This is a genomic window from Streptomyces sp. NPDC102283 (assembly GCF_044766265.1).
Lineage (GTDB): Bacteria > Actinomycetota > Actinomycetes > Streptomycetales > Streptomycetaceae > Streptomyces.
Map to the genome: position 1 here is coordinate 458,255 of NZ_JBIWLQ010000002.1, position 12,868 is coordinate 471,122.

Genomic DNA, 12,868 nt, shown 5'->3' on the forward strand with positions numbered 1-12,868 from the left:
CTGGAGGCACCGGGGCCATGCTCGATGCCCTCGCCCAGCCCCCACACTGCCCCGCCCCGGCCGCGGCAGGACGGACAGGAGACGGCCATGAGACTGAGCAACGAACTCCCCGTAGATCACCGGCTGGCGAAGGTGTACCGGATCGGCGCGGGCCTCTGCGGCGCCATCCTGCTGATCTTCGGCATCCTCGGCTTCACGAGTCGGCTGAGCTTCTTCGACACCAGCGGCGATCACATCGCCGGGCTGTCGACCAACGGCCTGCTGAGCCTGATCTCGGTGGTCGTCGGCGTGCTGCTGATCGCCGGGGCCGCGGTGGGCGGAAACGTCGCGTCCACCCTGAACATGACGATCGGCACGCTCTTCCTGCTGAGCGGCTTCGGCCACCTCTTCATCCTGGACCGGGCCGCGAACATCCTGGACTTCGGGATGCCGAACGTCGTCTTCAGTTTCGTGATGGGGCTGCTGATCCTCACGTTCGGCATGTACGGACGGGTGACGGGCGGCCTGCCGCACGACAATCCGTACTGGCGCAGCCGCCACCCGGAGCAGGCGGACCGCGAGGCCGCCGCCGCCCGCAGGAGTGCGGCGGCGGGCGGACAGCTCGGGCGGAGTGGCGCTCAGACCTTGCGATAGCGGCCGGTGAACCAGGAGAAGACGCCGAAAGCGATCAGTCCGAGGGCGATAATCACCAAAAGATACGGGCCGACGGGGGTGTCGGTGAAGGAACGCAGGGTGTCGTCCATGCCCTTGGACTTGTCCGGCTGGTGCTCGATCGCTGCGGCCACCGCGAATCCCCCCGCCGTGGCGAACACGATGCCGCGCGCCGTACCGCCGAAGACTCCGGTGAAGTCGACCGCCTGCCGAACCCGCTTGGACATCTCGGACATCTTCAGGTGCTTGTGGTATTTCCGCATGAGCGCCCGGACCGCGATCCAGAGACCGGCGCAAGCCACCCCCACGCCCGCGATCCCGACGATCCACTGGCCTCCGGGCCAGCCGAGCGCCTTGGCGGTGATGTCCTTCGACTGCTGGTCCGACGATCCGCTCCCGCTGCCCGAGTCACCGGCGGCGAAGGACAGGACGGAGTAGGCGACGAATCCGTAGAAGACGGCACGGCCCGCCGCCATGGCCCGCTTGGTGGGCTTGCGACCGTCGGCCCCGGCCGCGCCGAACAGTGCCTCGGACAGTCGCCAGAGCGCCATCCCCACCAGCGCGATGCCCAGCACCCACAACAGGATCTTCCCGAAGGGCTTCTCGGCTATCTCGCCGATCGCGCCGCCCCGGTCGGCCTGTTTCCCGCCGCCTCCGGACAGCGCGATCTGCAGGGCGAGGGCGCCCACGAGGACGTAGATCACCCCGCGTGCCACGAAGCCCGCGCGGGCTCCTGCCTCCATCGCGGTGCTGTTGGCGGCTCTTCTCGCCTGGCCGCGTCCCTGCGCTGTTACTGAACGGGTATTCATGCATCCCGGTTGCCCCGGTCCGGCGGATCAATGTCATGAGCGCGCCGGAGCATGACTTTCGACGCAGAAACGACGCGGCGAGCGGTCCGGGCGAAGGCGCGTCAGCGTGGAGAGAAGGAGAAGACCCACCCCCGCTCGCCGGAGGAGACATCATGACGATCACCCGTCTGCAGCGCACCGCGGCGGCCGCCGCGGCACTGGCCCTTCCCGCCTCTCTGGCGTTCTTCGCTCCGCAGGCCCAGGCCGAGGCACCTGCCGAACCGTACGGCCCCGCCTGCTCCTCCGTACCGAAGGAGGGCGCGGGCAGCCTGGAAGGCATGGCGAAGGACCCGGTCGCCACCGCCGCGTCCAACAACCCCGAACTCTCCACCCTCGTCAGCGCGGTGAAGAAGGCCGGCCTGGTCGACACGCTCAACAACGCGAAGAACATCACGGTGTTCGCGCCGACCAACGCCGCCTTCGAGAAGATCCCGCAGGCTGATCTGGAGGCTCTCCTCAACGACAAGGCCCAGCTCACCAAGGTGTTGACGTACCACGTGGTGGGCGAGAAGGTCACGACCCAGCAGATGGAGGACGGCACCTTCAAGACGCTGGAGGGCAGCGAACTCACGACGAAGGGCTCAGGCACCGAGTTCACGGTGAACGACTCCTCGAAGATCGTCTGCGGCAATGTGCCGACCGCCAACGCCACGGTGAACCTGGTCGACACCGTGCTCATGCCGCCGTCGTAGTGACGGTTGCGCCGCCGCCTCCGCGCACGGCGGGTCCCGCGCCCGGACCCCACGACGGTCCGGGCACGGCTCCCGCGCGCCCGTTCTATACGCTGAGCGCGTGACCAGCGCCGACGACCGACCGACCCACAGCGGCGCCCCGGAGCCCGGGGCGCCGCTCGCGGACCTCCAGGCGTTCGCGGTGGAGCTCCGCCGGATGAACGGCGAGATCAACCGGATGACTCACGGTTTCGCGGCGCACCAGCAGCTGCATCCCACGGACGTGAGCGCGCTCGCTGCCATCCTCGACGCCCCGTCGCCCCTCACCCCGGGGGCGCTGCGCGAGCATCTGGGTCTCACCTCCGGCGCGGTGACCGCCTGCCTGGACCGGCTGGAGCGGGCCGGTCATGTCCGCCGGGCCCGGGAGAGCAGCGACCGCCGGGTCGTGCACGTGTACTACGAGGCGAGCGCCCGGACAGCCGCCCGCGACTACTTCATGCCGCTCGCCGAGGCCACGGCACGAGCCAGAGCCCGCTTCAGCGAGACGGAGCTGACGACCGTCCTGCGCTTCCTCGCCGCCATGAACGAGGAGCTGGGCGAAGTCCCCACGGCGCGTCGCTGAGCTTCAACTGCCGGGTCGGGTGCGTCCATGGATGGACCCGCGGCCGCCGAACCCACCCCCCTGCGGTTGCCCGCGCGAGCGTTCCCGTAATGTATTTCAACGATTGAGATTGTTCATTACTGAGATATCTCCACCCCCGGGAGAGACATGTCCACCCCTGCACGCTCCGCACGGTCGATCCGCTGGCTTGTCCCCGTCGTGCTGCTGATCGCGTGGCTCGGCATCGGCGGCGGGCTCGGCCCGTACGCCGGAAAGCTCGGTGAGGTCGCCACCAACGACCAGGCCGCTTTCCTGCCCCAGAACGCCGAGTCCACCCAAGTCATCGACGCGCAGAAGGCGTTCCAGCAGAACGAGACCCTGCCGGCCATCGTCGTCTGGACGTCGGCGAAGAAGGACGCGCCGGTGAACGACGAGCAGCGGGAGGCCGCCACCGGCGCCCTCGCCTCGCTCGCCGGGAGCGACGGTGTCGTCGGAGCGCCCTCCCCCGCACTGCCCTCGAAGGACGGCCTCGCGCTCCAGGGCATCGTGCAGTTGAGCCCCGGTCTCGGGGACGAACTGCCGACGGTGCTGGAGAGGATCGAGGAGGCGGGTGCGTCCGTGCCCGGCACGACGGTCCAGCTGGCGGGGCCCGCCGCGAGCCAGGCCGACCTGTCCGACGCCTTCGCGGGCATCGACGGGCTGCTGCTCGGAGTCGCCCTGATCACGGTGCTCGTCATCCTGCTGCTGGTCTACCGCAGCGTGCTGCTGCCCTTCGTCATCATCCTCGGCGCCGTGTTCGCCCTGGCCCTGTCCTGTGCGATCGTCTACGTCCTCGCCGACCACGACATCGTGCGCGTGGACGGTCAGGTGCAGGGCATCCTGTCGATCCTGGTGATCGGCGCGGCGACGGACTACGCGCTGCTGCTCACCGCCCGGTTCCGGGAGGAACTCGCCGTCCACGGCGATCGGTTCACCGCGATGCGCGTCGCGCTGCGTGAGTCCTTCGGCCCGATCACGGCCAGCGCCGCGACGGTGGCCGCGGGGCTGCTCGCCCTGCTGCTCAGCGACCTCACCAACAACCGGGCCCTCGGGCCGGTGGGCGCGATCGGCATCGTCTGCTCGGTCCTGAGCGCCCTCACCTTCCTGCCCGCCGCCCTGGTGCTGCTCGGCCGGAAGGCCTACTGGCCGGCGAAGCCCAAGCCCGCCGACGACGAGGTGTCCGGCGGCCACGGCATCTGGCACAAGGTCGCCGCCCTCGTCGACCGGGCGCCCCGCAAGGTGTGGGCGATCACCCTGGCGGCCCTGATCGCCTGTGCCGCGTTCGCCCCCACGCTCACCTCCAAGGGGGTTCCGCTCGACGAGATCTTCGTCAACGACGCCCCGTCCGTGGCCGCCCAGGAGACGCTGAGCGAACACTTCCCCGGCGGTTCGGGCAATCCGGCCGTGATCATCGCCGCGGCGGACCGCCTGCCCGAGGTCACCGAGGCCGCCGAACGCACCGAAGGAGTGGCTTCGGTCGCACCGGTGAGCGCGGGCGGGCGGCCGGGCGGCGAACCCCTCGTCGTCGACGGCAAGGTCCGCGTCGACGCGACCCTCAAGGACGCGGCCGACAGCGACGGGGCCAAGGAGGCGGTGGCCGCGCTGCGCACCGCGGTCCACGCCGTGCCCGGTTCGGACGCACTCGTCGGCGGCTACACCGCCCAGCAGTACGACACCCAGCGGACGGCGGAGGACGACCGCATGCTGATCGTGCCGGTGGTGCTGGCGATCATCCTGGTGATCCTCGTCTTCCTCCTGCGGTCACTGCTGATGCCGGTGCTGCTCGTGGCGACCGTGGCGCTGAACTTCCTCGCCACCCTCGGCATCTCCTCGCTGGTCTTCACCCATGTGTTCGGCTTCAGCGGCACGGACTCGTCGGTACCGCTGTACGGGTTCGTGTTCCTGGTCGCCCTCGGCGTCGACTACAACATCTTCCTGATGTCCCGGGTCCGGGAGGAGTCGCTGCGCCACGGCACCAGGGAGGGCATCCTGCGCGGGCTCACCACGACCGGCGGGGTCATCACGTCGGCGGGCGTCGTCCTGGCGGCCACCTTCGCCGCGTTGGGCGTGATCCCGCTGGCGTTCCTGCTCCAGATCGCGTTCATCGTGGCCTTCGGCGTCCTGCTGGACACGCTGGTCGTCCGGTCGCTCCTCGTCCCGGCCCTGGTGCGGGACATCGGACCGAAGGCGTGGTGGCCGGGTGCCCTGAGCCGGGAAGGGGCGGACGGTCAGCGCGGCACGGTCGCGGAAACCGGGTCCGGGTCCCGGTAGGCGGCCAGGGCCCAGATGACGAAGAGGTCCAGGGCGACGACGATCACCGACCAGAGGGGCGCGTACGGCAGGAAGAGGAAGTGCGCGAAGAGGCTCAGGGAGGCGAAGAGGATGCCGGCCACCCGCGCCCACCCCGCCCCCTTGAGCAGCGCGGCCCCGGTGACGGCCACGCAGACGCCGAGCACCAGGTGGATCCAGCCCCAGCCGGTGAGGCTGATCCGGTAGAGGTACTCGCCGACGTCGCCGTAGACGTCCCCGTCGGCAAGGGCCGCGACGCCCTCCAGAGCCGCCACCACGCCTTGGCAGAGCATCAGGATCCCGGCGAAGAGCACCCCGCCGGTCACCCAGGGGCTGTCCGGATCGGGCGCCGGTGCGTGGCCGGCCGGTCCGTCGACGCGCTGCCACGGCGTGTCCCCCTGCCCGGGTCCGGTCCGGGGCTCCTGTGCGAAGCCGGCCGGTGGCGGCGGGGCGCCGGCGCCGGACGGGTCGACGGCACGGGAGGAGTCGGCTGCACGGGAGGGGTCCTCGGCCATCAGGACTCCTCCCGCGCCTGGTCGGCCTGTCCCTTCGCGCGCCTGCCGACCACCGCCGCGGCGGCGACCGCACTGCCCGCGAAGGCCAGCGCGACCATCCAGGGGCGGTCGAAGACATGGCAGGTGGCGTGGTCCACGGAGTAACGGCCGGGGCCGGTCAGACCGATGGCCGCGGCGGTGAAGCCGAGGAACGCCGGGTACTCGTAGCCGCCGCCCTGGGCGAAGAAGCCCGCCGGGGCGTGCACGGCCACCGCGCCGGCCATCGCCCCGGCGGCCGCCGCGCCCGCCGCCGGGGTGGCGAGGCCCAGGGCCAGCAGGACGCCGCCGCCCGCCTCGCCGAGCCCGGCGGCCACGGCGCTGTGCTTGGGCGGGTGGAATCCCATCGCCTCCATCGCGGCCGTGGTGCCCTGGATGCCTCCGCCGCCGAACCAGCCGGCCAGCTTCTGGCTGCCGTGGGCGGCGAGCACCGCGCCGGTGCCGACGCGCAGGGCGAGCAGACCGAGATCACGCCGGTTGACGCAGACCATGAGGACTCCCGGGGTGAGGGGTATCGGGTACGGACCCACTCTCGTCCGCGGGAGGCGGGCGGGCGCGGCCGGGTACGCCGTCCGTGGCACGGGCCCGGCGCCCCAAGGGCGGGGTGCGACGCAGATCATTGTGCAACTCGTTGCATAAGCGCTTGGCGGTGGTCTACAACTGACCCGACGACCCTGTGCGGAGGAGACCCCCATGAGCCTGTACCCGACCCTGCTGAGCCCCCTGGACCTCGGGTTCACCACCCTGCCCAACCGGGTGCTCATGGGATCGATGCACATCGGCCTGGAGGAGGCCGAACGCGGCTTCGAGCGGATGGCCGCGTTCTACGCCGAGCGCGCCCGGGGCGGCGTCGGCCTCATGGTCACCGGCGGCATCGCCCCCAGCGAACGGGCCTGCTCCTTCCCCGGCGGGGCCAAGATGACGACCGGGGCGGAGGCCGAACAGCACCGGGAGATCACCTCGGCGGTGCACGCGGCGGGCGGCCGGATCGCCATGCAGATCCTGCACTTCGGGCGGTACGCGCACCACCCCGACCTGGTGGCACCGAGCGCGCTCAAGGCCCCGATCAGCGGTTTCACCCCGAACGCGCTCACCGACGACCAGGTCGAGGAGACCATCGAGGAGTTCGTGCGAGCGGCCGGTCTCGCACGCCTCGCGGGCTACGACGGCGTCGAGATCATGGGCTCCGAGGGCTATCTGATCAACGAGTTCATCGTCTCCGCGACCAATCACCGCACCGACCGCTGGGGCGGCGGTTACGAGAACCGCATGCGCCTGCCCGTCGAGATCGTGCGCCGGGTCCGCGAGCGGGTCGGCGACGACTTCATCCTGATCTACCGGCTCTCCATGCTCGACCTGGTGCCGGGCGGCTCGACGCTGGAGGAGGTCGTGACGCTCGCGAAGGCGATCGAGGCGGCGGGCGCGACGATCATCAACACCGGCATCGGCTGGCACGAGGCGCGGATCCCGACCATCGCCACCTCCGTACCGCGCGGCGCGTTCAGCTGGGTGACCGAGAAGGTGCGCGGCGCGGTCTCCGTACCGCTGGTGACGAGCAACCGCATCAACACCCCCGAGGTCGCCGAGGAGATCCTCGCCTCCGGCCGGGCCGACATGGTCTCCATGGCCCGCCCTTTCCTGGCCGACCCGGAGTTCGTCGCGAAGGCGGCGGCGGGCCGGGCCGACGCCATCAACACCTGCATCGGTTGCAACCAGGCCTGCCTGGACCACATCTTCAGCCTCCAGATCACCTCCTGTCTGGTCAATCCGCGCGCCTGCCACGAGACCGAGCTGATCCTGAGCCCGACCCGGACCCGTAAGCGCGTCGCCGTGGTCGGCGCCGGGCCGGCGGGCCTCGCGTGCTCCGTGACGGCGGCCGAGCGGGGGCACGCGGTGACCCTGTTCGACACGGCGGACGAGATCGGCGGGCAGCTGAACGTGGCGCGCCGGGTGCCGGGCAAGGAGGAGTTCGACGAGACGCTGCGCTACTTCCGCACGCGACTGGCCGAGCTGGGCGTCGACGTCCGGCTGGGCACCCGGGCGGACGCCGGTTCGCTCGGAGGCTTCGACGAGATCGTGCTCGCCACCGGCGTCGAGCCGCGTACCCCGGCGATCCCCGGCACGGACCACCCGAACGTCGTCAGCTACCTGGACGTGCTGCGCGACGGGGCGACGGTCGGCGACCGCGTCGCCATCGTCGGCGCGGGCGGCATCGGCTTCGACGTCGCGGAGTTCCTGACCGACGGCGGTGACGCGGCGAGCCTGGACGCGGACACGTTCTTCCGGCAGTGGGGCGTCGACACCTCCTACGCGGAGCGCGGCGGGCTGCGCGCGCCCGAGCGTCCCAAGTCGCCGCGCACGGTCCACCTGGTCCAGCGCAGGACCACCAAGGTCGGTGCGGGGCTCGGCAAGACGACGGGGTGGATCCACCGCACCGAACTGCGCCACCGGGGCGTCGAGATGATCGCCGGAGCCTCCTACGACCTCATCGACGACGAGGGACTCCACCTCACCGTCGACGGTGAGCGACGGGTGCTGCCGGTCGACACGGTGGTGCTGTGCGCGGGCCAGGAACCGCGCCGCGAGCTGTACGAGGAGCTGCGCGCGGGCGCCGTCCCGGTCCATCTGATCGGCGGCGCGGACGTGGCGGCCGAGCTGGACGCGAAGCGGGCCATCCGCCAGGGCACGGAGCTGGCCGCCGCGCTGTGAGCGCCCGGGCGCCCGGGGCGCAGGCGAAAGGGCCTGCGCGCCCCGGTCTCCGTACGTCCTTAGGATGCACCCCATGTCACTGCCGCACGCGATTCTCACCGCTCTGCTGGAGAAGCCGTCCTCGGGTCTGGAACTGACCCGCAGGTTCGACCGGTCGATCGGCTACTTCTGGTCCTCGACACACCAGCAGATCTATCGCGAGCTGGGAAAACTGGAGCAGGCCGGTCGGATCAGGGCGCTGCCCGCGGCGGTGCCGGCCCGGGGGCAGAAGAAGGAGTACGAGGTCCTGCCCGCGGGCCGCGAGGAACTGGCGGCATGGGTGGCCCTCCCCGAGGATCCCCGGCCGGTCCGCGACCCGCTCCTGCTGCGGATGCGGGCGGCGGCGGTGGTCGGCGCGGACGGCATGGGCGTGGAACTGCGCCGGCATCTCGCCCTGCACGAAAACCAGTTGGCGGAGTACCGGGAGATCGAGCAGCGGAACTTCACCCCCGCGCCGACGACCGACGAGGACCGGCTGCGGTATCTGGTGCTGCGCGGCGGCATCGACCTGGAGACGTTCTGGATCAGCTGGCTGACCCGGGCCATCGCCGACCTGGAGGACTGAACGGCAGAGCCGGACGGCCCGGTCGCCCCGTCGGTCACGCTCCCGCCGCGGGGCCGGTCAGCCGCTCGCGTGGGCGGGGACGGGTTCCGGGACGCCCGCCGGCGGTGCGGGGTCCGCGCGCCGGGGGCTGCCGATGACGACCCTGGAGGGGACCTGGTCCCCCGGGACAGGGACCTCGGGCGGGGCCTCCGGACCCGTGTTCCGCCCCTGGGCCCGGCTGAGGAGGATCACCCCGCGCACCGCCGCCGCCGAGCCGAGGAGGGCGAGCACCAGGCTGACCGGCCCGCCCTGGAGGCGCTCGCCGAGCAGGGCCAGGCCGATCGCGGCGGCGGCGACCGGGTTGGCGAGGGTGACCACGGCGAGCGGCGCGCCGAGCCCGCCCCGGTACGCGGTCTGGGACAGCAGCAGGCCGCCCATCGCGAAGGCGGAGACGAGCAGCGCCACCGTCAGCAGCCGCCAGCTGAACAGCGGCCCGCCGGAGTGGTCGGTGACCGCGACGGTGAGGGTCTGGGTGAGCGCGGACGCGACCCCGGAGGTGATCCCGGAGGCCGCCGCGTGCCGCAGCCCCGGGCGGGCCCCGGGCCTGCCGAGTCCGGCGACGACCGCCATGGTCGCCGCGCCCACGCCCAGCGCCTCGGGAAGGCTGAGGGTCTCGTGGGGCGCGGAGCCGCCCGCGGTCAGGAGCAGTGCGCCGAGGCCGAGCAGGGTCAGGGCCGTACCGCGCCACTCGACGCGGCCGACCCGGCGTCCGGCGGCGCGCGCCCCGAGCGGGACGGCGACGACGAGGGTGAGCGCGCCCAGCGGCTGGACGAGGGTGAGCGGGCCGTAGTTGAGCGCGGCGACGTGCAGCAGCGCTCCCCCGGCGTTGAGGCCGACCGCCGACCACCAGGCGCCACGGCCCAGGAGGCGCAGGACTCCGGTGGACGGGTCGGTGCGGCCGGCGAGCCGGGACTGCGCCACGGCGGCGGCCGCGTAGGCGCCGGCCGAGACGAGGGAGAGCGCGACGGCGAGCAGCGTGGCGCTCATCGCACCGCTCCGGCCCGGGCGGGCGCCCGTGATCCGGCATCCGAGCCGGTGGCGGGCTCGGCGGAGCCGCCGACGGCTCCGAGGGACGGCGGCACACCGGCCGCCGCGAAGGTCCCGGGCGCCGTGACGGGCCCGGCGGACCCCGCCGGGGCGGCCGACGCGAAGTCCCCGGGCCTCGCGCCACCCGCGTACGCCGGTACGGGAGGTGCGTCGCCGCTCCTCCACCGGCCCTGCCCGGGCGGCCGCGCGGGAACGGTCCGGGCGGTCAGCGGCAGCCGGAAGACGGCGAGGGCGAGGGCGAGCATCGCCCCGACGACGATCGCGTCGAGCCAGTAGTGGTTGGCCGTGCCCACGACGACGAGCAGCGTCAGCGCCGGGTGCAGCAGCCACAGCCAGCGCCACCGGGAACGGGTGGCGAGGATCAGCCCGACCGCGACCATCACGGCCCAGCCGACGTGCAGCGAGGGCATCGCGGCGAACTGGTTCGCCATCGTGTCGGTCGCGGGCGTCTGTCCGTACACCGTCGGTCCGTAGACCTGACCGGTGTCGACGAGTCCGGCGACCGACAGCATCCGGGGCGGGGCCAGCGGGAACAGCAGGTGCAGGACCAGGGCGGCGGCGGTGAGCGCGGCGAGAACCCGGCGCGACCGGACGTAGTGGCGGGGGCGGCGCCAGTAGAGCCAGACCAGGAAGAGGACCGTGGCCGGGAAGTGCACGGTGGCGTAGTAGGTGTTCGCCGCGTGGATCAGGGGCCGGCCGTGCAGCAGCAGCCCCTGGACCGCGCCCTCGCCGGGAAGGTGCAGGGCGCGTTCAAGGTCCCACACGTTCCGCGCGTTGCGGAACGCCTCCTCGACATGACCGTTGGCGGCCCGGCGGCCGAACTTGTAGGCCAGGAAGAGTCCGGCCACGAGAAGGAACTCGCGGACGAGGGGCGGTCGGGCACGTATGTCCGGCTCCTGGTCCGTGGGCTCGGTGCGGGCGCAGGTCACCCGGTGCCCCCTTGGATGCGAAGCGGTGCAGGGACGGCCCGGTGAGATCCACGCCGTATCGATACGCCAGTGTACCGATACGGCGGCGTATCGGTACACGCGCGTATCGGTACACTGGCGTATCGAGAACCTCACCGCACCGCCGCAGGAGGTACAGCCCATGCCGTCGCCCGATTCCGCGCAGGAGTCAGCCCTCACGTCCCGCCGGTCGAAGATCACACCGGAGCGGGCGCAGGAGCTCTACGCGGCGGTCCTGGAGCTGCTGCGGGAGAGCGGTTACGAGTCGCTGACGATGGAGGGCGTCGCCTCGCGCACCCGGTGCGGGAAGTCGACGCTGTACCGGCAGTGGGGCTCCAAGCCGGAGCTGGTCGTGGCCGCGCTGCACGGCACCCGGCGGATGCGGCTCCCGAACATCGACACCGGGACACTGGCCGGGGACCTGTTGGAGGCCGCGCGGGCGATCGGTGAGGCCTCGGGGAGCGACACCCCGCTGATGCACGCCCTCAGCCATGCCGCGCTCCAGAGCCCGGATCTGCTGTGCGCACTGCGTGAGGCGCTGATCCTGCCGGAGATCGCGGCGATCGACACGATGGTCCGGCGGGGTCGGGAGCGCGGCGAGATCGCGGCGGACCTCCCGGGGGCGGAGTTCGTCGCGGCCCAGCTGCTCGGCGTGATGCGCGCCCGGCCGCTGCTGGAGGGGCGTTACGCCGACGCGGCGTATCTGACCCGGTTCGTCGAGATGGCGATCCTTCCGAGCCTCGGACTCACGGCGGGAGCGCCGGAGTCCTGACAGACGTGGACCGCCCGCCCCAGCGGATGGGCGGCGGCCCACCCGCGCGCCGCACCGTGGGGACGGGGGCGGCGCACCGCCCGGCCGGCCGGTGACCTCTGCGGAGGCCACCGGCCGCCCGTGTGTCCGCCCCTCCGCCCGCACGTCAGTGCCTCTTCACGGTGCGTCCGCGGTCTTCACGGCCCAGCCAGTCATCACGGCGCAGCTATGGATGACCTAACAAGCGCTTGGTAGCTTTGCACGGCCGGGCGCCGGGCGCGCTCCGGCGAAGCTCCGGAACCAGGGCGAAGGGCGGACCATGGACCAGTACCGTGCGATGGACCTCACCGGGCGGGTGGCACTGGTCACCGGCGGCACCAGGGGCCTGGGGGCCGCGTTGGCGAGAGCCTTCCTCGCGAGCGGCGCGGACGTCATGGTCTGCGGGCGCCGCACCCCGCACGCGCCGCCGTCCACGGGCGGGCGCGCGGCCTCGTTCCGGGCCGCGGACCTGCGGGATCCCGCGGCGGCAGCGGATCTCGTCCGCACGACCGCCGAGCGGTTCGGCCGCCTGGACGTGCTCGTGAACAACGCGGGCGGCTCCCCGGACGCAGACGCGGCGACTGTCTCACCGCGCTTCGTCGAGAAGGTGGTCGCGCTCAACCTCCTCGCGCCCTTCCACACGGCACAGGCGGCGAATCTGGTGATGCGGGAGCAGCCGGACGGCGGGTGCGTGATCAACATCGGCAGCGTCTCCGCCCACGACCCGCAACCGGGCACCGCCGCCTACACCGCGGCCAAGGCGGGCCTGCTCGGACTGACCCGCGCACTGGCCCTCGAATGGGCGCCGCGGGTCCGGGTCAACCACATCACCGCGGGCCCCATCCGCACCGAGAACGCCACCGCGCTGTACGGCGACGACGAGGGAGCCGCGGTGGCGGACATCGTCCCGATGGGACGACTGGCGGAACCGGACGACGTGGCGCGGGCCTGCCTCTGGCTGGCCTGCGACCTCTCCTCGTACGTCAACGGCGCCGATCTCGCCGTGCACGGGGGAGGCGAGATCCCGGCCAGGTATGCGACCCGCCGGACCATGCCCCCCTTCTCGTCACCTTGACTCTATT

Annotated in this window: 13 protein-coding genes; 8 read left to right on the forward strand and 5 right to left on the reverse strand. The window is 72.4% G+C overall.

The features are described from left to right. The first annotated feature begins 87 nt into the window (after window positions 1-87). Window positions 88-633 carry a DUF4383 domain-containing protein gene (locus tag ACIRJT_RS06395; protein WP_403905267.1) on the forward strand — a complete coding sequence of 182 codons (546 nt, stop codon included), beginning with the start codon at window positions 88-90 and terminating at the stop codon, window positions 631-633. Here the strand turns inward: ACIRJT_RS06395 and ACIRJT_RS06400 are convergent. Then, window positions 618-1,460 carry a DUF1206 domain-containing protein gene (locus ACIRJT_RS06400; RefSeq protein WP_403905269.1) on the reverse strand — a complete coding sequence of 281 codons (843 nt, stop codon included), beginning with the start codon at window positions 1,458-1,460 and terminating at the stop codon, window positions 618-620. The genes ACIRJT_RS06395 and ACIRJT_RS06400 overlap by 16 nt on opposite strands. Before the next feature lie 152 nt (window positions 1,461-1,612). Between ACIRJT_RS06400 and ACIRJT_RS06405 the strand changes: the two genes are divergently transcribed. The 3 genes from ACIRJT_RS06405 to ACIRJT_RS06415 all read left to right on the forward strand — a co-directional run bounded on the left by ACIRJT_RS06405 (window position 1,613) and on the right by ACIRJT_RS06415 (window position 5,081). Next, complete coding sequence (locus ACIRJT_RS06405) at window positions 1,613-2,191, forward strand: fasciclin domain-containing protein (RefSeq protein WP_403905272.1); 579 nt, start codon at window positions 1,613-1,615, stop codon at window positions 2,189-2,191. Window positions 2,192-2,291: 100 nt separating this feature from the next. Next, a complete protein-coding gene (locus tag ACIRJT_RS06410) occupies window positions 2,292-2,792 on the forward strand; it encodes a MarR family winged helix-turn-helix transcriptional regulator (protein ID WP_403905275.1) in 501 nt (166 codons plus the stop codon). A gap of 147 nt (window positions 2,793-2,939) precedes the next feature. Beyond that, window positions 2,940-5,081 carry an MMPL family transporter gene (locus ACIRJT_RS06415; RefSeq protein WP_403905277.1) on the forward strand — a complete coding sequence of 714 codons (2,142 nt, stop codon included), beginning with the start codon at window positions 2,940-2,942 and terminating at the stop codon, window positions 5,079-5,081. Here ACIRJT_RS06415 and ACIRJT_RS06420 read toward each other — a convergent pair. Together ACIRJT_RS06420 and ACIRJT_RS06425 are read right to left on the reverse strand one after the other, a co-directional pair. Continuing rightward, a complete protein-coding gene (locus ACIRJT_RS06420; RefSeq protein ID WP_403905280.1) occupies window positions 5,039-5,614 on the reverse strand; it encodes a hypothetical protein in 576 nt (191 codons plus the stop codon). The two genes, ACIRJT_RS06415 and ACIRJT_RS06420, sit on opposite strands and share 43 nt — an antisense overlap. Continuing rightward, entirely contained in the window at window positions 5,614-6,141 is a 528-nt protein-coding gene (locus ACIRJT_RS06425; RefSeq protein WP_403905282.1) for a DoxX family protein, read from the reverse strand. The genes ACIRJT_RS06420 and ACIRJT_RS06425 overlap by 1 nt, the downstream gene beginning before the upstream one ends. Before the next feature lie 202 nt (window positions 6,142-6,343). On the opposite strand from ACIRJT_RS06425, the gene ACIRJT_RS06430 reads away from it, so the two are divergent. Both ACIRJT_RS06430 and ACIRJT_RS06435 read left to right on the forward strand, forming a co-directional pair. After that, the gene (locus tag ACIRJT_RS06430) at window positions 6,344-8,359 is read left to right on the forward strand and encodes an FAD-dependent oxidoreductase (RefSeq protein ID WP_403905284.1); all 2,016 of its coding nucleotides are present in this window, start codon (window positions 6,344-6,346) and stop codon (window positions 8,357-8,359) included. A 73-nt stretch (window positions 8,360-8,432) separates the two neighbouring features. Continuing rightward, entirely contained in the window at window positions 8,433-8,963 is a 531-nt protein-coding gene (locus ACIRJT_RS06435; protein WP_403905287.1) for a PadR family transcriptional regulator, read from the forward strand. A gap of 57 nt (window positions 8,964-9,020) precedes the next feature. Here ACIRJT_RS06435 and ACIRJT_RS06440 read toward each other — a convergent pair whose 3' ends face one another. Then, a complete protein-coding gene (locus ACIRJT_RS06440; protein ID WP_403905289.1) occupies window positions 9,021-9,989 on the reverse strand; it encodes a hypothetical protein in 969 nt (322 codons plus the stop codon). Further along, the gene (locus tag ACIRJT_RS06445; protein WP_403905292.1) at window positions 9,986-10,978 is read right to left on the reverse strand and encodes a phosphatase PAP2 family protein; all 993 of its coding nucleotides are present in this window, start codon (window positions 10,976-10,978) and stop codon (window positions 9,986-9,988) included. Before ACIRJT_RS06445 ends, ACIRJT_RS06440 begins: the two co-directional genes overlap by 4 nt. 160 nt (window positions 10,979-11,138) lie before the next feature. Between ACIRJT_RS06445 and ACIRJT_RS06450 the strand changes: the two genes are divergently transcribed. Both ACIRJT_RS06450 and ACIRJT_RS06455 read left to right on the forward strand, forming a co-directional pair. Next, window positions 11,139-11,768, forward strand: coding sequence for a TetR/AcrR family transcriptional regulator (locus ACIRJT_RS06450; protein WP_403905294.1), 630 nt, complete (start codon window positions 11,139-11,141; stop codon window positions 11,766-11,768). A 298-nt stretch (window positions 11,769-12,066) separates the two neighbouring features. After that, window positions 12,067-12,861: an SDR family oxidoreductase gene (locus tag ACIRJT_RS06455; protein WP_403905296.1), complete on the forward strand. Its 795-nt coding sequence runs from the start codon at window positions 12,067-12,069 to the stop codon at window positions 12,859-12,861. Window positions 12,862-12,868 lie beyond the last annotated feature (7 nt).